Here is a 25,586-nt window from a genome sequence, read left to right on the forward strand (position 1 = left end):
GTGCTGCTGCTGGTGAGCCCGGCGCCGCCGACCGCGGTCCTCGGCAACGGGGTGACCGCCGATCGGTGGTGCCGGATTCTCGCTGATCTCGGCCTGGAGATGGAAACCTCTGATCGCTACGCGAGTGGCCAGTACTCCGGTCTCATCGCGCTGCACGCGGGCAAGAGCGGCGAGTCCATCCTGCGGTTTCGCTCCGCACATCCAGCCGCTCCGGTCGTCCTCGCCCTGACAGGCACCGACCTGTATCCGAGCTTGAACGCCAACGGGGTCGACCCCGCGGTCCTGGCCGCCGCGGACAGGATCGTCGTACTGCAGGAACGTGGTCTCGACCAGCTTCCAGCCGGGCTACGTGAGCGGACGAGGGTGATCGTCCAATCGATGCCGCCGATCGCTCCCGAGCCTCCCGACGATTCTGTCTTCGAAGTGGCCTTCCTGGCTCATCTGCGATCTGTCAAAGATCCTTTGCTGGCCGCGAAAGCCGCTCGTCTCCTGCCTCCGGAGTCCAAGGTCCGGATAACCCACGTCGGCGCAGGCCTTGACGACGAACTCGCGTTGGCGGCCAAGGAAGAGGCGTCCGGCAACGCCCGGTACGACTGGCTCGGTGCGCTCCCGCGGACCGAGGCATTGGCGGTTCTCGCCCGAAGTCGATTACTGGTGCTGACCTCTCGACACGAAGGCGGGGCCAACGTGGTCACCGAAGCACTCGCCGCCCAGGTTCCAGTGCTTTCGACGGAGATCGCAGGTTCCGTCGGCCTGCTCGGCGCCGCCTACCCGGGTTACTTCCCAGTCGGAGACGCACGAGCCCTCGCTGCGCTGTTGCGAGCAGTCGAACTGGATCTGAACGGCATCTACACCCGGCTCACCGTGGCATGCGGCGAGCGCAGTCACATCGTGGATCCGCTGACCGAATCGAACGCGTGGGCCAGTCTCCTCGAGGAACTGAGTATCCAGGTCCCGTCGAGGCAGGACCGTGCATGCGAAAAACCACTTTAGGGTCGGCTGCAACCGCCCCTGATAGGGGCTTTGGCCGTGCCGGCGGCGGGCTTCGACTACGGCGCACTCAGCACGCTGACGGCGATGGTGGTTCTCACCATCGCCGTCGACTTCCTGAGCGCGGCTATGCGCCGATCACTGCGGTGACCGGGCCACCGAGCGCGTCACCACGAGATCGGCACCCTCGTGGGGGCATTGAGCATGGACCCGACCGTCCATTCGAGCTCCGAGAGCTGCGCGTCCAAACGCAGCGTCGGGAACCTCTGAGCGAGCTGGCCGAACGCTTCGACCAGCTCCGCGCGAGCGAGAGGTGACCCGAGACAGAAGTGGGTGCCGTGGCCGAAGGCAAGGTGAGGAACGAATTCGCGGCCGGGGTCGAAGACGTGGGCATCCGCGCGGACAGAGGGATCGAAGTTCGCCAGGTGAAGGCTGATGAACAGCTGCTCGCCCTTCTTGATCGAGGCGCCCGCCAACTCGGTGTCGATCTTCGCCCAGCGGAAGAGGCCGGTATCGATCGGCGTCTGGTGCCGCAGGACCTCGTCGACGACCTGACCCGGCGTGACCTCGCCCGCGACCAGACGCGACCATTGACCGGTGTGGAGCAAGGTCATCGTTCCGCGTGTGATCGACTTGAGCGTGGTTTCGTTGCCGGCGACCAGCAGCAACACCACCGTTGCCACCAACTCGTCCTCGGTCAGGGCGTCTTCCCCGTCACGGGCCCGGATGAGGTGGGACAGGATGTCCTCGCCCGGCTTCTTCCGCCGGTCGGCGACCAGCTCGTGCATGTAAACGTACATCGCGTCGACCGCGGTACCGATCTCTTCCGAGGTGTATGCCGTCATCGCGGTGAAGATGTGCGACCAGTACCGAAGATGCTTCTGATCTTCCTGCGGCACCCCCAGCAATCGACAGATCACCCTTGTGGGCAGCGGCATCGCCAACGCCTCGACCAGGTCGAGCGGCGGTCCCGCTTCCTCCATCTCGTCGAGTAGAGACGCGACGAGATCCTTGATGTCAGGAACCAGCGTCCGGACGCGGCGCGGGGTGAACGCCTGGGCGGCGAGTTTGCGAAGGCGGGTGTGGTCGGGCGGATCGATCACGACCATGTTGGCCCGGCTGTTGATCGTCGACGGATCGATCATGTTGCTGAAGCGGTCCGGTTCGGACAACACCTCACGCGCCAGCTCATCGCCGGCGACCAGCCACGCTTTGATACCTCCCGGGCCGGTCACCGGGACGAGGGGATTGTCGCGGACGAGTTCCAGAAGCAGCGGATCCGGTAGTCCTTCTGAAGTCACCGCTCGCGGGAACTCCACTGTCTCAGTCGTACTCATTGACATCCTCCCAGTGATCTTGCCGATCGATGTCATGCCGGCCGGAGCCGTGTTCCCATCTCGAGCGGTCGATGACCCTCTTCGGCCATGAGCTCGACGAGCCGGGATTCGATACATTCCGCGGTCAGTCCGAGTTCCTCCAGCACCTGGGCACGTTTGCCGTGGTCGAGGAATCGCCGAGCGATGCCCAGCGTGGTCATCGGCCGGTGTACGCCGCGATGTCGCAGCAGACGGGCCACGCTGTCCCCGACCCCGCCGGCGACACAGTTGTCTTCGACGACCGCGACCGCGTGGTGACGGCGGGCCGCCTCGACGAAAGCGGCGTCGAGGGGTCTCACCCAGCGCGGATCGACGACTGTGCAGCCGATTCCCCGAGCCTGCAATCTCTCCGCCGCGATGAGGCAGAGTTCGACCATGGGGCCGACACCCATGAGAAGCACTTCTTCCGAGCCGCCCTGGAAGACGACATCCATGTCGCCGAGCTTTCCGAGGACGGGGATCTCCACGGGGACCGGCCCTTTGGGATAGCGCAGCGCGGTCGGCCCCTCGTCGACAGCGATGGCTTCAGCGAGCAGCTCACGCAGCCGCCGTCCGTCACGCGGCACCGCGACCCGCAGCCCCGGAACGATTTGGAGTAACGACAGATCCCACATCCCGTTGTGACTGGCGCCATCGTCACCGGTGACGCCGGCGCGGTCGAGGACGAAGGTCACCGAAGCTCGGTGTAGCGCGACATCCATGAGGACTTGATCGAACGCGCGGTTGAGGAACGTCGCGTAGAGCGCCACGACCGGGTGAAATCCCTCCAGGGCCAGACCGGCAGCCGAAGTCGCGGCGTGCTGTTCGGCTATCCCCACGTCGAAGATTCGTTGTGGGAACCGTTTCGCGAAGGCTCCGAGGCCGGTCGGCCGCAGCATGGCCGCGGTGATGGCGACGACGTCGGGACGCTCGTCCGCGATCTCGACCAGCTCGGAGCCGAAGACCGACGTCCACGTTTCCCTCGGCTGCTGGACGGATCTGCCCGTGACCGGGTCGAAGGGGCCGGGCCCGTGGAGGCAGTCGTCGGCGTTTGTCTCGGCGGGCAGGTAGCCCCTGCCCTTCTGCGTGAGGCAGTGCACGATGACCGGGGCGCGTAATCCGTGCGCTTGCCGCAGCGCGGTCTCCACCGCGGAGATGTCATGGCCGTCGACGGGACCGAGGTACTTCAGCCCGAGGTCTTGAAACAGCGCTTGTGGCGTCAACAGGTCCTTCAGACTTCGCTTGAGCCGCCTCAACACTTCATAGGCAGGCGCACCGACGCGGCGATTACGCGGCAGCGTGCTCTTGATGGCCGCCAATAATCCTTCGTAGCGGGGCGACATCCTCAGCGCCGCGAAGTGATTGGCGATGCCTCCGGTCGTGGGTGCGTACGATCGACCGTTGTCGTTGACCACGATGATGACCGGGCGGTCGCGGGCCGCACCGATGTTGTTCAAGGCTTCCCAGGCCATGCCCCCGGTCAAAGCCCCGTCACCGACGACCACGACGACCGAGCGGTCCTGGCGTCCGGTGAGCTGAAGGGCCTTCGCGACACCATCGGCCCAGGACAGCGACGTGGAGGCATGGGAGTTCTCGATGACGTCGTGGACGGATTCCGAGCGACTGGGGTAGCCGGAGAGACCACCCCGTTGCCGGAGCTTTCCGAATCCCTCCCGCCGTCCCGTCAGCAGCTTGTGGACATAGGTCTGGTGGCCGGTGTCGAACAACAGCCTGTCCGCGGGCGAGTCGAACACCCGATGCAACGCGATGGTCAGCTCGACGCAGCCGAGGTTGGGGCCGAGATGGCCGCCGGTACGGGACACCGCGGAGACGAGTTCCTCCCGGATCTCGCCTGCCAAGGCGCCAAGCTGGTCGAAGCTCAGTCCGGCGAGATCTCCGGGTTGGTGCACGTCGTCGAGGAGCGCCACTCGATCCCCCATCGTCGATGCGGCATGGGCCAGGAACCCGGCTCACGATACAATATTCCTGCTAATTGTGGAATATCGGATAAGTAGGCAAGATGGGCGCTGACAGCGCTTCCGATACAGCGAGTGGAGGGTTCCATGGCGCAGTACGACGCCCTGGTCATCGGCGGCGGACAGGCGGGGCTGGGGATCGGCTACCGACTGCAGGAGTCCGGCCTGAACTTCATGATCGTCGACGCGCACCAGCGCATCGGGGATTCCTGGCGCGAACGGTGGGATTCGCTCGAACTCTTCACACCTCGCCCGTTCGATTTCCTGCCCGGTATGAAGCTGCCGAAGTCGACGCCTTACTACCCGCGCAAAGACGACATCGCCGACTTCCTTCTGTCCTATCGCGACAAATTCGACCTACCGGTACGCCACGGCTTTTCAGTGCAGAAGGTGGAACAGCTCGACGAGGGCTTCCTCGTGTCCGGGCCAGACGACAGCTTCACGGCGCGACAAGTGATCATCGCCGCCGGAGCGTTCCACACTCCGCGCATACCGGACTTCGCGACTCGACTGGCTCCCACCGTGTGGCAGGGCCACTCCCACACCTACCGTCGCCCCTCGGAAGTTCCCAGCGGGAAGGTTCTCGTTGTGGGCGGCGGAAACTCCGCCGCCCAGATCGCCGACGAACTCTCCGCGACGCATGAGGTCACGATCGCCAGCAACGGACCGATCGGCTTCTCGCCACGCTCCCTGCTCGGCGTCAGCATCTTCTGGATCCTGCATCTGACCGGCATGCTCCGCTCCGACAAGGACGCGGCGATTTCCCGCTATGTCCGGCCGTATTCGGATACCGTGATCGGCCGTTCCCTCAAGCGCAAGATCGACCGCGGACTCGTCCGGCACATCCCGCACGCGGCGGTCGAATGCGACGGCTCGACCGTGATGTTCGCCGATGGCAGTCGCGACGACTTCCCGAGCGTGCTGTGGTCCACCGGCTACCGCCCTTCCTATGAATGGGTCAAAGTAGACGGCGCGCTCGACGATTCGGGAGCGCCGGTGCAGGACCACGGTGTCTCCCCCGTCCCCGGCCTGTTCTGGATCGGGCGGCCCTGGCAGGGAAAGCTCAACTCCGCTCTCCTCAACGGCGTGACCGCCGAGTCCGCGGCGCTTCTGCGAGCGATACTGAACGAACGGACCTGATCGAATCGCCGACGGGAGCCGGTGGGGGTGTCCCGGCTCCCGTCAGCGACTCCTCACTCAGCCGCCGAAGGTGATCGACGCCGGGGGTGCGAAGACGGACGGGTCAGCCTGGCTGCCCGCCGCGATCGAGCACGGCCCAGCGGCACAATCGACCTGACCGGCCGGCTGCCCGGTGACCGGGTTGGTTCCGTTGAACGTCGAGCGCACCACGATGGACGCCGACACCGCTCCTGCCCCATCGGCGGTCGTCGACACGTAATCCGCGTAGTTACAGCTGAGCTGGGCCGGGTCGCTAGGCGCGTTGCACTGCACGATCGCGATACCCGAACCAGCGGGGAAGCCGCCGCCGGTGACCCCGACGCTTTGCCCGTCGGACAAACCACTCGCCGGGCTGACACTGATCGACGGCGCGTCCGCGTAGGCGGGCTGCGCCAGAACGACCAGCGCGGCGGCACCCGCGAGCGCCATCGTCGCACTTGCGAGCCGCCTCTTGCCGGACATGATCATGATGAATTCCTCCCAGTACACATGGATGTCGGCAAACGTCACCCGGCACCTGCAGTGCGCTCGAGCAACACCATACCGTGAATATAGGTAATTATTACCTGGGTACCCTAAATTGAGGGTACCCAGTGGTGGATCAAGGTCAAGTGGCATCCGGGTGAGCCGATCATCGAGCCGATCGCGGGCTTCGAGCGACCTAAAAGTGTTTACCGCACAACAAAAGCCGGGTGCGCGCGAGGCACACCCGGCTTCAGCGTTGCCCGGAGCGGAACGGCGATCAGTGGTCGCGTGCGATGACCAGTTCCGCGATCCAGCAGAGCCGATCCCGGCTTGCCGACGGGGGCAGGCAGTCCAGCGCGTAGCGCGCCTTCTGCGCGTAATCGAGCGCGATGGCCGCAGTGGCCTCGATCGCCCCGGTCCGCCGCAACAGGTCATGCAGCAGATCCAACGCATCGAGCGGCGTGAGGGATTTCGCCATGCAATCCCGGATGATCTGCCGCTCGGCCTCGGTCGCCGCTTGATAGGCCTTGATGACCGGCAGCGTCATCCGCGCGTTTTCCAAGTCACTGGTCGCGGATTTCCCCGTCGCTTCCTGATCGGAAACATAGGCCAGAAGGTCGTCATGGATCTGGAAGGCCAGACCGAGATACTCGCCGTAGGCGGCGAGTGCTTCGATGTCGGACGCCTGGCCGCCTCCCATGATCGCGCCACTCTCGCAGGCACCGCGGAAGTACGCGGCCGTCTTGAGCTTGGCGACCATCAAATACGCGTCGGCGTCGAAACGCAGATCCCGCGACAGCTCGGATTCGAGGCACTGCCCACGACATAGATCGAGTCCGGCCCGTGACACCGCCGCGAGGGCCGAGACCACCCGGTCAGGCGGCACTCCTGTCTCCCGGCATTCGGCAAGGCCCGCGAACAGATCGAAGATCAACGCGTCTCCGGCGACGATCGCGTCACCGATGCCGAACTTGTGCTGCACCGACGCGCGGCCTCGGCGCAGATCATCGTGGTCGATGATGTCGTCGTGGACGAGGCTCGCCACATGGCCGCATTCGGCCCCGACAGCGGCCGGTAGCACCCAGTCCAGTTCGCCACCGACCGCCAGAGCCGACTCCGCCAGCAAAGTCGGCCGAAAGAGCTTCCCGGTCGGCACCAGGGCGTAGTGACACATCGTGCCCAGGAAGCTCGGATCACCCGCCCATCGCCGTTCCAGTTCCGTGGCCACCGTCGCGGTCACGTCCGGCCCGTACCGTGGCAGGTCGGCATAGGACGACGGTGTTTCGTATCTCGTGCCGGCCCCAGCCGCGTCAGGCAAGACTGTGCTCATGGTTCCTCCCTACGCTCGGCACTGCCCCCGACTACGGCCCAGTGAGCACCGTGACCTGGCCAGCGCTACCCCCAACTACCCTGCCGACCACCGCGGCGGGATGACCATCCGCCCGCAGCGCGGAAACCGCTGACGCGACGTCCCCGCCCGCGGGCACGGCGAACAGCAGACCTCCCGAGGACTGGGCGTCGTGCATCAAGACGGCCACATCCTCCGGCACTTGCGGATCAACCGTCACATTCCCGGAAAGATGCGTCATGTTCGCCCGTGTCCCGCCGGGCACGAAGCCACGGGCGATGGCCTCACGTGCCCCCTCCAGCAGCGGCACCGCCGAGGCGTCGATTTCGGCGGCCAGTCCGCTGGCCCGGGCCATGCGATGCAGATGGCCCACGAGGCTGAACCCGGTGACATCGGTGGCCGCGACCGCTCCGGCCTGGCGGGCGATCTTGCTCGCGGCCGCGTTCAACGTGGTCATGGACGCGATCGCGCCGTCGACCCAGGCGGGTTCCGCCCCGTCGTTCTTGATCGCCGTCGAGATGACGCCGGTGCCGATGGCCTTCGTCAAAACCAGTGTGTCGCCTGCCGCGAGCTTGTCGATCTGGAAGAGCTGATCCGGATGGGCCAACCCGACGACGGCCATTCCGTACTTCGGGATCGGGTCGTCGATGGTGTGGCCGCCGACCACGAAGCAGCCGGCCTCCCTCGCCACGTCGGCGCCACCGCGGAGGACGTCCGCGAGCAGGTCCATCGGCAGCTCGTCACCCGGCCACGCGGTCAGGTTGACCGCGATGATCGGCATGCCGCCCATCGCGTAGACATCCGAGAGCGCATTGGCCGCGGCGATCCGGCCCCATTCGCGGGCGTCATCGACGATCGGCGTGAAGAAGTCCGTGGTGAGGATGAGGGCACGCTCGTCATCGAGGCGATAGACCGCGGCATCGTCGCCTTCGACAGCTCCGATCAGCAGATCGCCCGAGGCCGGCTCGAGGTCCGCACCCAGAGAGGCGAACATGTCCTCAAGCTTGGACAACGGCAGCTTGCACGCACATCCCGCGCCGCGGGACAACGAGGTCAGCTTGACCGCCGGGGGGTGCAGAGGAAGGCTCATTAGTGCTCCATTACTACATGGAGGAGTGCTCGACAGTCCTGACGCTAGCAGGCATCGTGCAGCAGGCGTAAGTCCAGCGCGACTCTCGACTCAGATTCCGGCATTCGTTGTCATGGCTCGAGCTACCGAGCGGTACGGCTTTTACCCGAAGTGTCGTCCACATGTCGGCAATGTTGCCTACATCACCCGTTCGGACCTATGCCGCTGTCGGCAGAACGACAACTCCATGAGAAACTGGACGAATGACCGGCAACGCGCGCCCCAAGGACGCCGTCTTCGAGCAGTTCGCCCGAGTCGGCAAAGCTCTGGCGAGTCCGAAGCGGCTTGAGCTCATCGACGTGCTCGCCCAGGGCGAGCGCACCGTGGAGTCGCTGGCCCAGGCCGCCTCGCTCAAACTCACCACCGCGTCGGCCCACCTGCAGACCCTCAGGCAGGGTGGCCTGGTCACGAGCCGCAAGGAAGGCACGCGAATCTTCTACCGCCTCGCGGGCGAGGAGGTTCTCGAAGCCTTCGTCGCGGTGCGAAAGGTAGCTGCGAAGCAGCTGGCCGAGACCGAACGCGCGGCGCGCGACTTCCTCGGCGAGGACGGCGTGGAAGCGGTCAGCCGCAACGACCTCCTCGAACGCGTGCGCACCAAGCGCTGCCTGTTGATCGACGTACGTCCGGCTTCCGAGTTCGCGGCAGGACACATCGATGGCGCCCAGTCCATCCCCCTGGACCAGCTTTCGGATCGGCTGGCCGAGCTTCCTTCCGAGGTGGAGATCGTGGCGTACTGCCGCGGGGAGTACTGCGTTCTCTCCTACGACGCCGTCCGTCTTCTGCGAGCGAAGGGGCGCCCGGCCCGTCGGCTTGACGGCGGGATGATCGAGTGGCGCCTCGAGCAACGGCAGATCTCGGCGGCCGCGGCCTGACTTCCTGAACCGAGCTCACCAAACTTTCCAGCAGGTCAGCGCTCACACGCAACCCGGCCACTTCTCGGCGACGGGCCGAGCCCATTAACAATGCCGCCCTGATGTGCAATCATCCACGGAACAGTGGATAGGACGGCTGGGGTGGGTCGACGCCGTCCTCCGGGGGACTTGTAAGCCGGCTTCTTCGTCCGCGCGCGAACATGCCGGCCGGGGGGACAGATGGCCGCACAGGGAATCACGGTCCAGCTCACCGAGCCGGCCCAGACCGAGGCTCGCTCCTATTCGGACGTAGTCGTGCTGTCTGCGGCAGCCCTGCTCTTGTCACGCTTGACGTCGGACCGACAGCTCAAGGTGCGATGGGAATCCCGTGCGGGCGACACCCGGGACGTGTCTGTCGAGGTAGCCGCGTCGATCGCCTGGCATCGGCTGGTCGAACAGGTCCAAGCCGCTTTGGCCGGGAACCCGGAGGAGCTGGACCGGGATTCGCCCGACTGGTTCCTCGCCAGGCATGACGATGGCCACGGGAAGCCCTGGCTCACGGTCTCAGGCCCGCTGCCGACCGGCATGAAGATCGAGCGCCTGGGCACGTGGATGTCCACCATCGCGTCGCACGGGATCAATGGACCTCGGACAACCGTTCGTGAGATCTCCACGCTGACCGTGGAGGAACTGGATGAGCTTGACCGGTGGAACCGCACAGAGCGAGGTCTGCGTACCGGATGCCGTCTCGATGAGCTGTTCGAGGAACAGGTCCGGAAACACCCGGATGCCACCGCTGTCACCTGGTCTGACGGCTCCCTGACCTACCAGGAGCTCGATCACTGGAGTCGTTGTCTCGCCGATACGCTCCTCGACCGCGGAGCCGGCCCAGGCGACATTGTCGGAATCGTCCTCCCGAGGGGTTGGCAGCAGGTAGCGGCGGCGCTCGCGGTCCTGTACACCGGCGCGGCGTACGTTCCTCTCGATCCGGGCTGGCCAGAGGCCCGTCAAGCGGTTGTGCTGCGGCGGTGCGAATCCCGGCTGGTCGTGACTGGAGAGCGGTCGACCGGAGACGATCTCCTCGCAGCGGCGACAGTTCCGTTCCCGGCGACGGCAGCGGCGACTTCGCCGAGCAGGCTTCCGCCTCGCTCGCCCGACGACCTGGCGTACGTGATCTTCACGTCCGGTTCCACCGGCGATCCCAAGGGCGTCATGATCGACCACGCCGGAGCGGTCAACACGATTCTCGATATCAACGATCGGTTCGCCGTCGTCCCCGCGGATCGCGTACTGGCACTGTCCTCGCTGTCGTTCGACCTGTCGGTCTACGACATCTTCGGCACACTCGCGGCAGGCGCGACGATCGTCTGTCTCTCCGACGCCGAGTCAAAGGATCCATGGCACTGGCTGAGGCGGGCGACTTCAGCCGGTGTCACCATCTGGAACTCCGTACCGGCGCTGCTGCAAGCCGCACTCAGTGCCACGGGCGACCGGAATCCGGCTCTCCATCGGCTCCGCCTCATCCTCCTCAGCGGTGATCGAATCCCGCTTGAACTACCGCGTCGCGCGCTTTCGGCGGCACCTCACGCCGAGATCATCAGCCTGGGCGGCGCGACCGAAGCGTCGATCTGGTCGATCTTCCAGACGATCACTCGAGTGTCTCCGTCCTGGACATCGATCCCTTACGGACGACCGCTCGCCAACCAGCGGTTCCACGTCCTCGACGAGCACCGCCAGCCCCTTCCGGAAGGAGCGCCAGGCGAGCTCTACATCGGCGGGGCAGGTCTTGCCCGAGGCTACTGGCGAGCGCCTGAACTCACCGCGGCAAGCTTTCTCGACCATCCCCGGTACGGCAGGCTCTATCGCACCGGAGACCTCGGCGTCCGAACCGAAGACGGCGTGATCGACTTCCTCGGCCGCCGGGACCAGCAGGTGAAGATCCGTGGGTTCCGCATCGAACTCGGGGAAGTCGAAGCGGCCCTGCACGCGCTCCCGCGAGTCAGTGCTGCCGCTGCCGCGGTCCACCGAACCGGTGCCGGTGAGCTCGCCCTCGTCGCTCATCTCGTGCCCGCTTCACCCGCCAACGAAAACGAAGTCACCACGGCGTGGCGTCACGTCTTCGACCATGCCTACACCCGCTCCGCGGACCTGACCGGTGAGCATCCCGAATTCGCAGGCTGGACCAGCGCGCACACGGGTGAACCGTTATCTGTCACAGAAATGACCGCCTGGGCCGACGCGATCACGCGGATCGTGCTGGAGGACCCGCCGCGGCGCGTACTCGAGATCGGCTGCGGGACGGGAATTCTCGTACGGCGCCTGGCATCCCACGCGGACACCTACCGCGCCGTCGACCCCTCCGACGTTGCCCTCGCCCACGTTCAGGCCTGGGTCGACACCCAACCGAGCGCGGTCACCCTGAGCCGGAACGCCGCGCACGAACTCGCCGACATCCCCAGCGCGTCGGCTGACACCGTACTGCTCAGCTCGGTAACGCAGTACTTTCCCTCGGCCGGGTATCTGATCAACGTCCTGGCCGATGCCGTCCGGATCACCGCGCCCGGCGGACGGATCATCATCTGCGATATCCGCCATCGCGGCCTGCTGCCACTCCTGTACGCGGATATCGAGGTAAGCCGCGCTTCGGACGAGACACCGCTGCACGACCTGCGCGAACGTATCGCCGCCCGGGCGGCCACCGAACAAGAACTGGCCATAGATCCAGCCTTGTTCCCCGAGCTGCGGCGACTGTCAGCCCGTATCGGCTCGGTGGAAGTCCGGCCACGCGACGACGTCGGCCCCGCCGAGCTGAACAAGTATCGCTACGACGTCGTCCTGCGACTCGACTCCACCACGCAAGACCCTCCGAAGAGAAATTTCGCGGGACTCGCCCGAGAGCGGGCGTTGGTTGAGTTGCTCAACACCAGCGACACCGGCACAACGGCGGCGGAACTGGCCGCGGCAGCCGACCGGGCAAAATCCGACGAAGGCCTGCCACTTGCCCCTCCGCACCCGGTTTCGAAGCAGGAACCTCCACCAGCACAACCCTGGGAGACCTTCACCAACCGGCCCCGCCCGAGGGTGCTCGAGCGTCCCCTCGTCCGGCACTGGCGCGATCTGCTCGAACGACAACTGCCCGGCTACCTGGTTCCGTCCCTGTTCGTCATCGAGAACGAACTCCCGTTGACCGCCAATGGCAAGATCGATCGGCAACGGCTGAGCCTGCCTTCCGAGCGCGGTACCCAGGGCGCACAGCCGGAGACCACCGCTCAACTCGTGCTCGCCGATGCCTGGAGCGAGGCACTCGGCTTGACCGATTTCGGGATCGACGACAACTTCCTCGAACTTGGCGGCACGTCGCTTTCGGCTACGGTCGCCCTCCATCACCTGGCGGCACGCGGCTTCCATCTCAGACCGGAGGACTTCTTCCGGGCTCCCACACTCGCCGCTCAGGCTGCCCTTCTCACCGAAGCTGCCCCCGTCGGCCCCGCAGTCTCCGAACAGACCCTGCTTCCGCTCAGTGACACACAAGCAGGTCTTCTCGCCGCATGCCTCGCCGATCCCGAGAGCACCACCTACGTCGTCCACAGCCACTACCAGCTGACCGGGAAGGTGAGCGTCGACGACCTGAATGGCGCTTGGCACGACCTGCACACCAGGCATCCACTACTGGGCGCCACCATCACTTGGGACGACGACGGGAAGCCGTACTTCGACCTCTCGCTCCCCCAGGTCGTCCGCTGGCAGGTATCCGATCTACGCGACCTCAGCGACCATCGGTCGAAGACGGCCGCCGCCGAGCGACTACGGAACGCTTGGCTGACCAAGCCGATGAACACCGACGACGACGGACTCGCCGAAGCAGTTCTGATCCGCCTTGACGACAAGCGGAGCGAGATCCTCTGGCGGGTGCACCACGTGGTGATGGACGGCTGGTCCCTCGCCGTCTCGGAACGTGACTTCTGGAGCTTCTACGAAGCCAGACGGCAGGGGCACGGAACGCCGGCGAAACCGCTGCCGACGCAGGGACGCTATCTCACCTGGCGCGACCGGCAGGATCGCGAAGCCGAGAGCAAGTTCTGGACGAAGACGCTCGACGGCGTCGAGCCATGCCGGTTTCCACTGGTGGCCGACACGCCGAGCCGGCATCAGAAGCGACTGGCCGTGCATATCGGCGATTCGACGGCCGCAAGACTGGCGCAGCTGGCGAGAACCCGCCGTATGACGATCACGACGATCCTCCATGGTGCATGGGCCCTGCTCCTTTCGCGCTATACAGGAACCGACGAGGTCACCTTCGGCATCACCTCGGCCGGACGCCCCTCCGAAATCCCGGACATCGACGAAGCCGTCGGCAGCTACGTCGTGACCCTCCCGCTGCGCTCGGCCGTACCACGGTCGTATCCCGCCGCCGCCTGGCTTACCGAACTCCAGGAACACCGCCTACGGTGTCAGTCCCACGAGCACGCCTTACCTGGCGCCTTCAGCCAAACAAGACAGTCCCACGGCGAACCGCTCTTCGACACCGCGGTCATCACCGACAACCATCCAGCGAACAGGCATCGCTGGCAGACCCACGAGCTCGACGTGACCCGCACCTCGGTCACCACCCGTACGCAGTGGCCCCTCACGTTGTTCCTCGACACTCTTCCCCGGCCACGGCTGACCCTTCAGTTCGACCCGGGCCGGATCGACGAAGACGGTGCGGCGCAGATCGCCGGCCATCTCGCCACCCTGCTGGAGGAAATCGTCCAGCGACCCGACGTGCCTCTCGGCGAACTCGCGATGCTCGGCCCAGCCGAACAGCAACCACTCGCGGGCCCCAGCGCAGAGGTTCCTTCCCTGCCCGTCGATCTCCAGATCGCCGCCCAGGCGATTTCGTCACCGGACGCCATAGCGATCACTGCAGCCGGCGATGACCTGACCTACCGGCGCCTGGAGCGCAACGTCCACCGCCTCACCGGAATCCTTCAAGCACGCGGGCATGGCCCAGGGTCCCTCATCGGCGTATGCCTCAGCAGGCGCGCTGACCTCATCGTCGCATTGCTGGCCGTCCTTCGATGCGGTGCCGCGTACCTGCCGCTCGATCCAGACCATCCTCCAGCGCGAACGCTGCTTCAGCTCGAGGACGCTCACGCGGACGCGCTACTGGTCGACGCGACCACTCGTTCCGTGCTCGCGTCCACACAGGACATTATCGACGTCGACGCACCGGTCGAGCCCGGCCCGCCGACGCCCGCAGCTCAACGGAGCATGGAGGACACGGCGTACGTCATCTACACGTCAGGATCCGCCGGCCGCCCGAAAGCCGTTCAAATCAGCCATCGCTCCCTCGCGAACGCGCTGTCCTCCTTCCACTGCGAACCGGGAATCCGTGCGAACGATCGCCTGCTCGCCATCACGACGATCGCCTTCGACATCGCCGCGCTCGAGCTGTTCCTGCCGCTGCTGGCCGGGGCGCGCGTGGTCCTCGCCGACGCGCCCGTGGCGCGAGACGCCACGGCACTCGCCGAGCTCATCGACGAACACGAGATCACGCTGATGCAGGCGACACCGACGACCTGGCGCATGATGATCACCAATGGCTGGAGGGGCGCCGGCCGGTTGCGCTGTTTGAGCGGTGGCGAAGCGCTACCGCGCGACCTCGCCGACGCATTGCTCGACCGGACCGCCGAACTCTGGAACCTCTACGGACCCACCGAAACGACCATCTGGTCGCTCACATACCGCGTCGAACCGGGCGACGGAGCCGTTCCGCTCGGCCTGCCCGTCGCCAATACGCGCGTGCACGTCCTCGACGCCGGGATGAACCCAGTACCTCCCGGCGCGATCGGCGAGCTCCATGTGGAAGGGCTCGGCCTCGCACTGGGGTACTGGAACCAGCCGGGTCTCACCCGGACCACCTTCCCCCGCCATCCGCGTACCGGAGCCCCCCTTTACCGGACCGGCGACTACGTGCGCCGCCGAGCCGACGGCCACTTGGAATTCATGGGGCGCCGCGACGATCAGATCAAGTTCCGCGGAGCTCGAATCGAGCCCGCGGAGATCGAAGACGCTCTTCGCAAGCATCCCCAGATCACCGACAGCGTCGTGATCCTGCGCGATGACCGCCTCATCGGCTACTTGCTCAGGTCCGCCGACAAACCGGGGATTCCCGCCGTCCGCCGCTTTCTCAGCTCGACCCTGCCCCGGACCATGGTCCCCGCGACGTTCGTGTTCCTCGATCACTTTCCGCTTACCGCCAACGGAAAGGTCGACCGCCGCGCGCTACCAGATGCCGTCGCCGTGGCAGAAAACGCCCACGGCACCAGCAGTCCGCGTACCAACGACGAGCGATTACTGGCGAAGATCTGGAGTGACGTGCTCGGCGTCCAGGGCATCGGCATACACGATGACTTCTTCGATCTCGGAGGGGATTCGATCACAGCGTTGCAAATCGTCATCCAGGCACGTCGGCACGGCCTTGGCGGCACGCAACGGCAACTCTTCGAGCATCCCACTATCGCCGAATTCGTCTCCACTCGTACACGCACGCAACCCGTGATCGACCAGCCGACACCGCGCGGCGCCGTCCTCGATGCGCCAACTACGAACGATTTTCCCTTGGCAGGTCTGACTTCCGATGCCCTCGCCGACGTACTGTCCGCACTGGACCGCCGCAAAGGACATTCCCATGGCTGATGTCGAGGATCTCTACCCGCTCACGCTTCCGCAGCAGGGCATGCTTTTCCACACGATCAGCACCACGGACACGGCGGTCTACCGGGAGCAGGTCGTCTGGCAGCTGTCCGGGCCCGTCGAACCTCGGCTCCTGCGCGAAGCCTGGCAACACGTCGTCGACAACAACGGCGTTCTCCGCACCAGTTTCATCTGGGAAGAAACAGAAAGTCCACTCCAGGCGGTCCATCACGCCGTCGAGGCCGATCTTGCTCAGCACGACTGGCTCCACGTCCCGTCCGAGCAGCGAGCGGACCGCCTCCAGGATTTCATCGACTCCATCCCTGCCCTCGATCTCAGGTACGCCCCGCTCGCCCGTCTGGATCTCATCCAGCTGGAACCGGCCCGGAACTGGCTCGTCTGGACCTGCCATCACGGGATCCTCGACGGATGGAGCGTCGGCGAACTCCGGCGCGAACTCCTGCGGGCACACAACGCCTTGTGCGCCGGTCACCAGCCGACGCCGACGCCGCGGCCACCGTTTCGCGAGCATGTGGCGTGGTTGAAGAACCAGGATATGTCTACTGGCAAGGAATTCTGGCGCGCTCGGATGCGCGGATTCACCACACCACTGCGGCTCCCGGACGGCTTTGAACCTGATCTCACCGGCGGGCATTCGTCGGTCCAAAGTGAACTGACAGCCGACGAAACGCGCGATCTGCGAGAACTATGCCGCGCGGAGCGGCTCACGGCCAGCACCCTCGTTCAAGGCGCCTGGGCGGTCCTGCTCCACCGCTACACCGGAGCCGAAGACGTCGTCTTCGGTGTCACGAGCGCCGGGCGCCCTCTCGACCTGCCGCGGGTCGAAGAGATGGTCGGGCCGTTCGTGTGTACGACACCGTTGCGAACCTCGGTCACCTCCGGACAAGTCGGCAGCTGGCTTCATGACCTGCAACGCGATCAGATCGACGCCTTGGAGCACGAACACGTTTCGCTCCTCGACATCCACGCGTATACCCAGGTCGCGCGCGGTGTGCCGTTGTTCGAGACCGTACTCGCGTTCGAGAACCACCTCACGGACGCGACAGCTCAGGAAGAGGTCGGCGCCGTGGGCGTCGAGACCGTGCTGAGCAGTGGCGTCACCAACTACCCCGTGACGGTCGTCGTCACGGGTGGCCGGCAGCTCCGGTTCCGGATCACCTACGACCGGTCCCGATTCGACAGCCCATGGATGCGACGCCTCGCCGGACACCTCCGCACCATCCTCACCGGCATGGTCAGGGACCCGCGGCAAGCCGCCTCGAACCTGCCGATGCTGAGCGACGAAGAACTCCTGCTGCAGGACAGCTGGAACGCGACTTCGGTCGAGCGACCCGACCAGCGGCTGGACGAGCTGTTTCTTCGTCAGGTGGCTGTGACGCCGCACGCCGTCGCGGTGATCGACACCGAGCGGACCTTGACCTATGCCGACCTCGATCACCGTTCAGCGGCGCTGGCAGGCCGTCTGACCGACCACGGGATAGCACCGAATCAGCTGGTCGGCGTCATTCTCGACCGCGGCTGGCGCCAAGTGGTGGCGGTGCTCGCTGTACTCCGCGCCGGCGGGGCCTACCTTCCGATCGATCCTCGCTGGCCGACAACCCGGCGAGCCGAGCTTCTGGAGCGTGGCGAATGCCGTGTCGCCATCGTGGAGCCCGGACTCCGTGGTCTTGACTCGATGGAAACCTTGACCGTCCCAGAAAACCTCCCCTCGGCGAGAGCGGCGGCTTCGATCGGCACCGGAAGTCCTTCGGACCTGGCCTATGTGATCTTCACATCAGGCTCGACCGGTGTACCGAAAGGCGTCGCCATCGAGCATCGCGCGGCCGCCAACACTGTTCTCGACATCAATGACCGACATGACGTGGGACCCGAGGATCGAGTGCTCGGCCTCTCATCGTTGACCTTCGATCTCTCGGTCTACGACATCTTCGGCACCCTGGCGGCGGGTGCGGCGATCGTGCTCCCCGAATCGTCCGCGGCGCAGGAGCCTGCCCGCTGGTCTGCCTGGATCACCGAGCAGAAGGTGACCATCTGGAACTCGGTACCGGCCGTCTTGGACTTGCTGGTCGAGCACGCCCAGCACACCGCGCCGAGCCTCTCCTCGCTCCGCCTTGCCCTGCTGAGCGGCGACTGGATTTCTGTGTCATTACCGGACCGATTCCGTAAGGTGGCGCCCGACGCCGCGGTCGTGAGTCTGGGCGGAGCGACCGAGGCGTCGATCTGGTCGATCAGCTATCCGGTCGAGCAGGTGGATACGGCCTGGGAGTCGATCCCCTATGGCACTCCGCTCGACAACCAGCGATTCCGCATCTTGAGCGCGAGCCTGGAGCCGGTTCCCGCCGGTGTACCCGGCGAGCTCTGCATCGGTGGCCGGGGCCTGGCACGCGAATACTGGCGGGACGCCGACCGCACGGCCGCGGCGTTCGTTTCGAACCCCTTGAACGGCGAGCGGCTCTACCGGACAGGTGATCTCGGCCGCTACGACCGCGGAGGCGTCATCCGGTTCTTGGGCCGACTGGATGATCAGGTCAAGATCCACGGCTTCCGAGTAGAACCTGGCGAAGTCGAAGTGGCGCTGCTGCGGCACCCCGGCGTGGCCGCGGCGGCCGTTGTCGCCCGGGGCGACGTGGACAAGCGCCTGGTCGCCTACGTCGTCACGCCGACCGCAGTGTCCGGCAGGGAGCTGCGGGAGCACCTCAGCGAGCTTCTACCCCACTACCTCGTCCCTTCGGTCTTCATCCCACTCGAGAAACTCCCGCTCAGCGCCAACGGCAAACTCGATCGCTCCGCACTCCCTGCCTTGCCGAGTTCACGCTCGTCGTCACCGATGCCGTCGACGCCTCCGCGAACCGAGCTGGAGTCCAGGCTGGCCGCGAGCTGGGCCGTGATCCTGGGTGTCGACGAGGTCGGTGTCGATGACAACTTCTTCGAGCTGGGCGGCGACTCGCTCACCAGCATGCGGCTCGCCGCGGCACTGCACCGCGACGACATCGACATCCCCATCGGGACGATCTTCGAGAAACCGACCGTTGGCGAACTGGCCGCCTATCTTCAACGCAGGCTTCCCATCGACAACCTTCCGCCGGTATCCCACGGCGACCGGCCGGGACACGTGCCGCTGACCTTCGCACAGGAAATGATCCAGATCCTCAACGCGATGACTCCCGGCAACACCCAGTACGTGCCGCGTATGTCCTTGTCTTTCCACGGGGCCCTGGACATGGGTGCGTTGTACCGGGCTCTGATCTCCCTCACCGACAGACATCCCGCGCTCCGGATGACCTTCGAACGGGACGACGCCGGCCAGACCGTCCAGCGTCCGCTCGCTAAAGCCCCGACACCGATCGCCGAGTACGACCTGACCGATCTGCCCGAGCGCGAAGCTCTTGACCGAGCCGGGCTAATCCTTGCCGAAGACGTGGTGTCCACGTTCGACCCACTGGCAGATCGACCACTTCACCGTGCCGCGCTCGTCAAGATCGCCGACGATCACTTCGTCCTGCATCTCGGCTTGGACCACATGGTGTGCGACGGCTGGTCGATGATGTTGCTGCACCGCGATCTCCTGGAGCTCTACCGTGCCGCGGCGACCGGCCTGCCGGCCGAGCTGCCGCCGCTCCCGGTCGACTATCTCGACTACGCGGTCTGGCAACGAGCTCATCTCACAGGCAACCGGCTCAAAGCGACCGCCGACTTCTGGCGACGCCGTATGGCCGGGGCACCGCCGATGCAACTGCCGAGCGCCAAGCCCCCGGTACCGCTCCACGAGATGCGAGGGCGAATACTGCGGGTGAGCTTCGAACCCGGGATCCTCGACGCCGCTACACACCTGGCTCGGCGGGAGCGGACGACGGTCTTCGCCGTCTTGATGGCCGCTGTCCAAACGATGGTGTGGGCCAGGGTAAACGAAGACGTGATCACCGTTTCAGCGCCGGTGGGCGGACGGACACGTCCGGAGCTGGAGAATGTGGTCGGCTGCTTCGTCCACGGCATGATGTTCCCGACGAACCTCGCCGGAGCCCCCTCGTTCGCCGAGGTCGTGCGGCGGGTTCGTGACGGCATGCGCGAGGCTTGGGAGCATCAAACGTTGCCGTTGAGCGAAATGGCGGCGATCTCCGAGTTCGCCACCGTCAACAACATGGGCACGCAAGGCATCGCACTCGAATGGGTCGACGACCAGACCGGGACCGTGCGGGTACCTGGCCGCGCCGGACCGGTGGACGTCGCGCCGTGGTGGCCCGAGCGTTCCGGCGAGGTCGACATGCCTCCGGCCGACCTCTTCATCTACCTGCACAGGCAACCAACCGACGGGTCCCTCGTCGGCGAGTTCATGTACAACGCCGCCCGCTTCGACATCCCCGAGATCGAGTCGGTGTACGAGCACCTGCGGACGATTCTCACACGCGGAACGCAGCGGCCCGATACGACGCTTGCTGTGCTAGCCGAAGTCGAGTGAGGTGAAGAACAGCTCGCGGTTGACGGCGATCGCCGTCAACACGCCGTCGTTCATCGCAGTGGCCACGAAAGTGAGGCCCGGTTCCTGCGACTGCCTCCTCGCCATGTCCCCGGCGGCGTAGACGCCGTGGACCGACGTCTTTCCCAGTTCGTCCACCGCGACGGATCCGTCGTCGAGCAACTCGCATCCGAGGTCCGCCGGCAAGCTGCTGCGCTGCCGAGTAGGTGCCTGGATGAACAGCGCGTCGCGGGTGACTGTCTGCCCATCCTCGAACTCGATGGATCCGAAACCGGGGCCGCTCCCCCGGAGCCCGACGACTTTCCCTGGATGCACACGGACACCGGCGGAGTTCAACGTGACGTACTGGGACTCGTACAGCTCGACTCCGTTCACACAGAACAAGACGTCTTTGCTCCACTGTGTCAGGTGGGCAGCCATGTAGGCGTCCAGGACGGACAACGCGATGACCGCCAAAGCCCCGCCTGACACCTCCCATCCGTGGCAGTAGGGGCAATGCAGCACGGAACGCCCCCACCGTTGCGTGAGGCCTTCGATTTCGGGGAGGTCATCCGTGACCCCGGTGGCCAGGATCAAGCGTCGCCCTCCGACGAACTCACCATTGCCCAGCTGAACGACGAAGTCGCCACGTCCCCCGTCGACAGTGATGGCGCTGTCGCGTCGAACCGTCACGCTCGGATACCGCTCGAGCTCGGCGGTGCCCTCCCGGATGAACTCGGCCGGTGGGGCGCCGTCGCGAGTCGGGACCCCGTGAATGCCGTCGGCCGGCGCGTTCCGCGGCTCGCCACCCAAGACCACGAGCGTGTTCCGGTGCGCCCGGCCGAGCACCTGTGCCGCGCTCAGTCCTGCGATACCACCGCCCACGACGATGACGTCGTACATGCGTTCCTCTTTTTCCAGCGAGCCGAGGCCGCCGCTCCTGCACACGGCAGTGGCGGCGGCCTCCGACGAGCGTCGAACTACATGAAATTCTTCGTGTGCAAGGCGGACAGATCCGCCGCCTCACTGGACGGGAACCCCAGATGGATCAACCGGCGCTGACGGCCGTCGTCCATTTCGGACTGCAGCTTCATGACCGAGTCGTAGCCCTTCGCGATCGCCGCAGGAGTCCAGTCCCCCGCGGCGAGAACGACCAGTGAGTCGAAGACGTCCTGATTCAACCCAGAGGTATCGACGAGGGACTCGTATCGCCGCTCCACCGCCGCACGCATACGGTGGCGAACACTCGGATCCAAGTCGGCCTGATGCTGCAGATGCGCGACTCCGAAAGCCACATGCCGAGCCTCGTCCCGACGCGCCATCCTTGTCACCTGGCGGGTGACCGGATCTGGCGCGTTCTTGTCGAGGAACTCCAGCAAATTGAGGAAACTCCCCTCACCGAGCACCGACAGCAGGAACGAAGCCATCGAGAACTCAGCCTCTTCCAGCAACGTCGACAGTGACTCGCGACCACTCACCGACGAGGTGCCCATTTCACCGCCATGCAGCAGCGCTCGGCGGGTGAAGACCTCCATATGCCTGGCCTCATCCGCGGCCTGGACTGCCAGCAGTTGAAGCACCTCGCGGAAATGAGGGTGCACCCGGGCCAGCAACTTCGACGGGATGACCAGGGCGGCCTGTTCGTTTTCGATCAGATAGGTCATCACCTGGACGACCGCCTGCTCGATCTCCGGTTTGAGGGTGAAGTCGGCATTCCAGTCGATCGCGGTGTTGGGATCCCATTGCGCCGACGCGGCGCTGGCGTACAACGCCGGCGCGATCTCCGCCCACACGAGATCGCGATGGGTGATGTCGAACGGCGTCTGCGGTCCACCGCTCTCGATCAGCGCGCCACGGGCGGCGAGCCCCCAATCCGCCGGCGGGTTCTCCACGATCCCGTCGACCCCGGGGGAACCGGCGCGTTGCGCGCCGGCCCACCGGTCAAGATCCGCTCGCCCGCGAACCACCCAGGCACGAATGCCGAAGTCGGTGTCGACCGCCTGACGGACCCGGTGGCCGTTCTGCCTGCACCATGCTTCGAGATGCACGGTGAGCGCCGGGTCCGCCCCCGTGACACCGAGTTCTTGCCCTGGGTGCATCCCCTTGAGTGCCTGCTGCACCAGAAGATGAGCGCCACGTTCGAAACCAAGTTCCTCGAGGTCGAGGACTCCGGATGCTGCTGTCATGGGGTGTACTCCTCGGCAGTCACGCTGCCGTCGGCGTCGTAGAAACCTTCCTCCTCCACCGCGGTCGCGAGCAGGGAGTAGTTGCTGCTGCGGCCCTCGTACCACATCTTCAGGCCCTCGAGATCCAGCAACGGCCGAACCTCGGGATCGGCATACGACATCGACAGCAGAAGGTCGCCGAACTTCTTGACCAGGTCGGCCGGAGCCGAGTCGACCACCGTCAGGTTGCAATGGTCGTAGGTGGAAGTTTGGGCGAGAACTCGCGTACTTCCAGGCGGCAGAGTCCCCTCTCGGCCGAACAGCAGGTGGTTCATGTCGATCACGGCGGCCGCTTCGACATCACCGGCCAGAAGAGCGCGAGCGGCATCTCGTTCACCACCGATGTGATCACCGTGAAGACCGACGCCGACGTCGTAACGCCGGATAGTCACGTCATCGCCCGGTGTCAGGCCCGCCTCACGCAGGAATGACCGTGGGACCAAGGTCGCCTGAGGCGAGTCGATCGCACCGAGCCCGACCGTCCGCCCTTTGAGATCAGAGACCTTTTCGTACGGCGAGTCAGTGCGAACAAGGAAGACCGAGGTGAGATCGCGGTCGGTGTCACGCATGACGAGGGGGCTCACGGATCGCCCCTTCGCCTTCGCGAGGCGTTCGGCACGGAGCCACGCCAACGGTGAATTCCACGCTGCGTGGATCTTTCCATCCACGAGGTCCTCGACCTGTCGTTCGTAATGCGAATACAGCACGAAGTCGAAGGGCAGACCACGAGCCTGGAGCCAAGATCGGAAGCCACCCCAGATGGTCACCACCTTGGGGTCGTATGCGACGGCCCCCATCAACAGTGTCATGTACTTCCCCTCAGAACAGCGGCAGGCCGAGCGCGGCCCGTCCGACGAAATCGCGCAACGCCTCGGTGGTCGGTGCCATGACTCGCGCGGCGAGCGAGTCGCGGAACCGGCGTTCGACGCCGAGTTCCTTGCGGAAGGCGGAACCTCCGCAAAGCCGCATGACACCGTCGGACACTTCGCTCGCCGCCTCGGCGGCGACCGCCTTCACCTGCAGAACCCGCAGAGTCGCGTCCGCCCGGCCGGAACCGAGTGCCTGCAAGGTGTCCTGCAGGAAAGCGCGGACTTCATCGACTTTCGTGAGCAGACGGGCATACTGCGTGCGGTGATGTTCCTGCTCGGCCAAGGATTGGCCGAGGTGAGCCAAGTGGGTGTTCTTCAGATGCTCGCCTGCCTCGGCGATCTGCGCCTGCATCAGACCCAGCGAGAAGGCCGCGTTCAGGACGAGGAAGCAGGGAAGCGCCGTCTGCAACGCGATGTCCAAGCCCGCGCCGTCTTCACCGAGCATCGCCTCCTTGGGAACCTGCACCGATTCCCCGGCCACAGGATTGGAGGCATTTCCCCGAAGGCCGAGCCCGTCGAATTTTCCACGCACGGTCAAGCCATCGGAACCGGAAGGTACTGACCACAAGGTCATCGGCCCTTCGGCACTGATCGGCCGACTGGACCAGACGTAGCTGTCCGCCTGCCCTGCCGCGGTGACCCAACTTTTACTCGCGTTGAGTTCCACCTTGCCGTTGCCGTCGCTCGCCGCACTGCTCATAGGAGCCCAGAAATGGCTCCGGGAACCGGATTCCGAGAAGGCCAGCGTAGTGAGATGTTCACCTGCCGCGATGGCGCGCCGGGTTTCCTCGCTGCCATGTGCCTCGAGGATCGCCGTCCCGGCATAGTGCATGAGTACGATCATTGCCGTCGAGCCACAACTGGACGCCAGCTTCTCGATGACGACAGCGCCGTCGGCGAGGCTTCTTCCCCCACCGCCCATATCAGTAGAACTCAACAGGCCGAGAATTCCAGCTTTACCCAGCGCTTCCACGGAATTCTGCGGAAATTCGCCACTCCGATCGGTTTCCACCGCCTCCGGCGCCACAACGTTACTGATGACAGATTCCAGCGCTGCTGCATAGTCTGCGGACACGCCAGACACCACCCCATCTCGCCGAGCAAGCCCACGATGACCCCCGGGCAAAGGACAGACCCCCGCGTTTCGTTTGCCCCGCGGAACCCCTCGACGTAAGTACTCCAAAAGTCTCTGGACGAACGTCAGACTAGCCATCACCCAATCGTGTGTCCAGGCTCACGGATGATCAGCGGAATAATGCGGCCGCACGGGTTGTTGTCGCGCGCTCCACGATCACGTGATGTCACGTCGCATGGCAAGGAAGGTGCCGGCGACCGCGAAGAGTACGCCATACGCGAGGAGCACTACTCCACCCAGCGCCGGGGCCAGAAGATGTTGGTTACTTTGGGTCACCTGGGTGAGTGCGTCTTCCGCGGCGCCCGGCAGGTACTTCGTCCAGCTCTCCAACGCGGCCACCCGAGTCAGGATCGGCTCGACGATGAACAGGTAGATGAGCAAGCCCACAACCGTCGCGACCTGATCGCGGAGCAGGGCTCCCAAGCCGACGCCGACCGCGGCGAAGATGGCGATCGACGCCACGACGCCCACGAAGATCGCGAACTTTCCTTCCATGACGACGGTGACACCCTTCGCGGACAGCCAGGGAACCGCGACCGCGGCGACCGCCGCGAAACAGACGATCGCGTAGCCGATCCCGACGACGCAGTAGGTGATCAGCTTCGCGATCACGATCCGGCCGCGTTTCGGGGTGGCCAAGAAGGTCGCGGTGGCCGTCTTGTGCCGGAACTCGCCGGTCAACCCGATGGCGCCCAGAACCGCGACCAGAGTGCTCGCCCCTTGCGCGGTGGCGAAAACCGTTCCTTGACCTTCCTTTGTGGACAAGGGAGGCGTCGGGTTACCCGGACTGTCGGCGAAGGCGATGGCGAGACTTGCGTACAGCACGGAAATTCCGACGGAGCCGACGAGCAGGACCAGCCAGAGCCGCGTCGCGAACAGCTTCTGGAACTCGGCCGCGATCAAGCGCCCCAT

15 protein-coding genes are annotated in these 25,586 nt (G+C 65.5%); 5 read left to right on the forward strand and 10 right to left on the reverse strand.

What is annotated here, in order from left to right; translation table 11 throughout:
• Positions 1 to 993: a selenoneine biosynthesis selenosugar synthase SenB gene (gene senB / locus ACZ7KI_RS38985; protein WP_470278030.1), complete on the forward strand. Its 993-nt coding sequence runs from the start codon at positions 1 to 3 to the stop codon at positions 991 to 993.
• Between the two features lie 164 nt (positions 994 to 1,157).
• On the opposite strand, the gene ACZ7KI_RS38990 is transcribed toward senB, so the two are convergent.
• Both ACZ7KI_RS38990 and dxs read right to left on the reverse strand, forming a co-directional pair.
• On the reverse strand, positions 1,158 to 2,327 hold the full coding sequence (locus ACZ7KI_RS38990) for a cytochrome P450 (protein ID WP_470278031.1): 1,170 nt from the start codon (positions 2,325 to 2,327) through the stop codon (positions 1,158 to 1,160).
• 32 nt (positions 2,328 to 2,359) lie between these two features.
• Positions 2,360 to 4,273, reverse strand: a complete 1,914-nt coding sequence (gene dxs / locus ACZ7KI_RS38995; RefSeq protein WP_470278032.1) for a 1-deoxy-D-xylulose-5-phosphate synthase — start codon at positions 4,271 to 4,273, stop codon at positions 2,360 to 2,362.
• Positions 4,274 to 4,408: 135 nt separating this feature from the next.
• Between dxs and ACZ7KI_RS39000 the strand changes: the two genes are divergently transcribed.
• Positions 4,409 to 5,461: a flavin-containing monooxygenase gene (locus tag ACZ7KI_RS39000; RefSeq protein ID WP_470278033.1), complete on the forward strand. Its 1,053-nt coding sequence runs from the start codon at positions 4,409 to 4,411 to the stop codon at positions 5,459 to 5,461.
• Between the two features lie 57 nt (positions 5,462 to 5,518).
• Here the strand turns inward: ACZ7KI_RS39000 and ACZ7KI_RS39005 are convergent, their stop codons facing one another.
• The 3 genes from ACZ7KI_RS39005 to selD all read right to left on the reverse strand — a co-directional run bounded on the left by ACZ7KI_RS39005 (position 5,519) and on the right by selD (position 8,403).
• Entirely contained in the window at positions 5,519 to 6,010 is a 492-nt protein-coding gene (locus ACZ7KI_RS39005) for an enediyne antibiotic chromoprotein (RefSeq protein WP_470278034.1), read from the reverse strand.
• A 232-nt stretch (positions 6,011 to 6,242) separates the two neighbouring features.
• Positions 6,243 to 7,295: a polyprenyl synthetase family protein gene (locus ACZ7KI_RS39010; RefSeq protein ID WP_470278035.1), complete on the reverse strand. Its 1,053-nt coding sequence runs from the start codon at positions 7,293 to 7,295 to the stop codon at positions 6,243 to 6,245.
• 31 nt (positions 7,296 to 7,326) lie between these two features.
• Positions 7,327 to 8,403, reverse strand: a complete 1,077-nt coding sequence (gene selD, locus ACZ7KI_RS39015; protein ID WP_470278036.1) for a selenide, water dikinase SelD — start codon at positions 8,401 to 8,403, stop codon at positions 7,327 to 7,329.
• Between the two features lie 242 nt (positions 8,404 to 8,645).
• Between selD and ACZ7KI_RS39020 the strand changes: the two genes are divergently transcribed.
• The 3 genes from ACZ7KI_RS39020 to ACZ7KI_RS39030 all read left to right on the forward strand — a co-directional run bounded on the left by ACZ7KI_RS39020 (position 8,646) and on the right by ACZ7KI_RS39030 (position 20,448).
• Positions 8,646 to 9,314, forward strand: a complete 669-nt coding sequence (locus ACZ7KI_RS39020) for an ArsR/SmtB family transcription factor (RefSeq protein WP_470278037.1) — start codon at positions 8,646 to 8,648, stop codon at positions 9,312 to 9,314.
• Between the two features lie 219 nt (positions 9,315 to 9,533).
• Entirely contained in the window at positions 9,534 to 15,974 is a 6,441-nt protein-coding gene (locus ACZ7KI_RS39025) for an amino acid adenylation domain-containing protein (protein ID WP_470278038.1), read from the forward strand.
• Positions 15,967 to 20,448, forward strand: a complete 4,482-nt coding sequence (locus ACZ7KI_RS39030) for an amino acid adenylation domain-containing protein (RefSeq protein ID WP_470278039.1) — start codon at positions 15,967 to 15,969, stop codon at positions 20,446 to 20,448. Before ACZ7KI_RS39025 ends, ACZ7KI_RS39030 begins: the two co-directional genes overlap by 8 nt.
• Here the strand turns inward: ACZ7KI_RS39030 and ACZ7KI_RS39035 are convergent.
• The 5 genes from ACZ7KI_RS39035 to ACZ7KI_RS39055 form a co-directional block, all read right to left on the reverse strand.
• A complete protein-coding gene (locus tag ACZ7KI_RS39035; RefSeq protein WP_470278040.1) occupies positions 20,431 to 21,348 on the reverse strand; it encodes an NAD(P)/FAD-dependent oxidoreductase in 918 nt (305 codons plus the stop codon). The two genes, ACZ7KI_RS39030 and ACZ7KI_RS39035, sit on opposite strands and share 18 nt — an antisense overlap.
• A 77-nt stretch (positions 21,349 to 21,425) precedes the next feature.
• The gene (locus ACZ7KI_RS39040) at positions 21,426 to 22,631 is read right to left on the reverse strand and encodes a ferritin-like domain-containing protein (RefSeq protein ID WP_470278041.1); all 1,206 of its coding nucleotides are present in this window, start codon (positions 22,629 to 22,631) and stop codon (positions 21,426 to 21,428) included.
• The gene (locus ACZ7KI_RS39045; RefSeq protein WP_470278042.1) at positions 22,628 to 23,479 is read right to left on the reverse strand and encodes a phosphate/phosphite/phosphonate ABC transporter substrate-binding protein; all 852 of its coding nucleotides are present in this window, start codon (positions 23,477 to 23,479) and stop codon (positions 22,628 to 22,630) included. Before ACZ7KI_RS39045 ends, ACZ7KI_RS39040 begins: the two co-directional genes overlap by 4 nt.
• A 10-nt stretch (positions 23,480 to 23,489) precedes the next feature.
• The gene (locus tag ACZ7KI_RS39050; RefSeq protein ID WP_470278043.1) at positions 23,490 to 24,614 is read right to left on the reverse strand and encodes an acyl-CoA dehydrogenase family protein; all 1,125 of its coding nucleotides are present in this window, start codon (positions 24,612 to 24,614) and stop codon (positions 23,490 to 23,492) included.
• 216 nt (positions 24,615 to 24,830) lie between these two features.
• A complete protein-coding gene (locus ACZ7KI_RS39055) occupies positions 24,831 to 25,586 on the reverse strand; it encodes a hypothetical protein (protein WP_470278044.1) in 756 nt (251 codons plus the stop codon).

This window comes from Amycolatopsis sp. NPDC039088 (assembly GCF_055598845.1).

Coding starts and splice junctions, on each gene's coding strand:
- ACZ7KI_RS38990 (WP_470278031.1), bottom strand. CDS start 2,327: ATGAGTACGACTGAGACAGTGGAGTTCCCGCGAGCGGTGACTTCAGAA.
- ACZ7KI_RS39000 (WP_470278033.1), top strand. CDS start 4,409: ATGGCGCAGTACGACGCCCTGGTCATCGGCGGCGGACAGGCGGGGCTG.
- ACZ7KI_RS39010 (WP_470278035.1), bottom strand. CDS start 7,295: ATGAGCACAGTCTTGCCTGACGCGGCTGGGGCCGGCACGAGATACGAA.
- selD (WP_470278036.1), bottom strand. CDS start 8,403: ATGAGCCTTCCTCTGCACCCCCCGGCGGTCAAGCTGACCTCGTTGTCC.
- ACZ7KI_RS39020 (WP_470278037.1), top strand. CDS start 8,646: ATGACCGGCAACGCGCGCCCCAAGGACGCCGTCTTCGAGCAGTTCGCC.
- ACZ7KI_RS39025 (WP_470278038.1), top strand. CDS start 9,534: ATGGCCGCACAGGGAATCACGGTCCAGCTCACCGAGCCGGCCCAGACC.
- ACZ7KI_RS39030 (WP_470278039.1), top strand. CDS start 15,967: ATGGCTGATGTCGAGGATCTCTACCCGCTCACGCTTCCGCAGCAGGGC.
- ACZ7KI_RS39035 (WP_470278040.1), bottom strand. CDS start 21,348: ATGTACGACGTCATCGTCGTGGGCGGTGGTATCGCAGGACTGAGCGCG.
- ACZ7KI_RS39040 (WP_470278041.1), bottom strand. CDS start 22,631: ATGACAGCAGCATCCGGAGTCCTCGACCTCGAGGAACTTGGTTTCGAA.
- ACZ7KI_RS39045 (WP_470278042.1), bottom strand. CDS start 23,479: ATGACACTGTTGATGGGGGCCGTCGCATACGACCCCAAGGTGGTGACC.
- ACZ7KI_RS39055 (WP_470278044.1), bottom strand. CDS start 25,586: ATGGGGCGCTTGATCGCGGCCGAGTTCCAGAAGCTGTTCGCGACGCGG.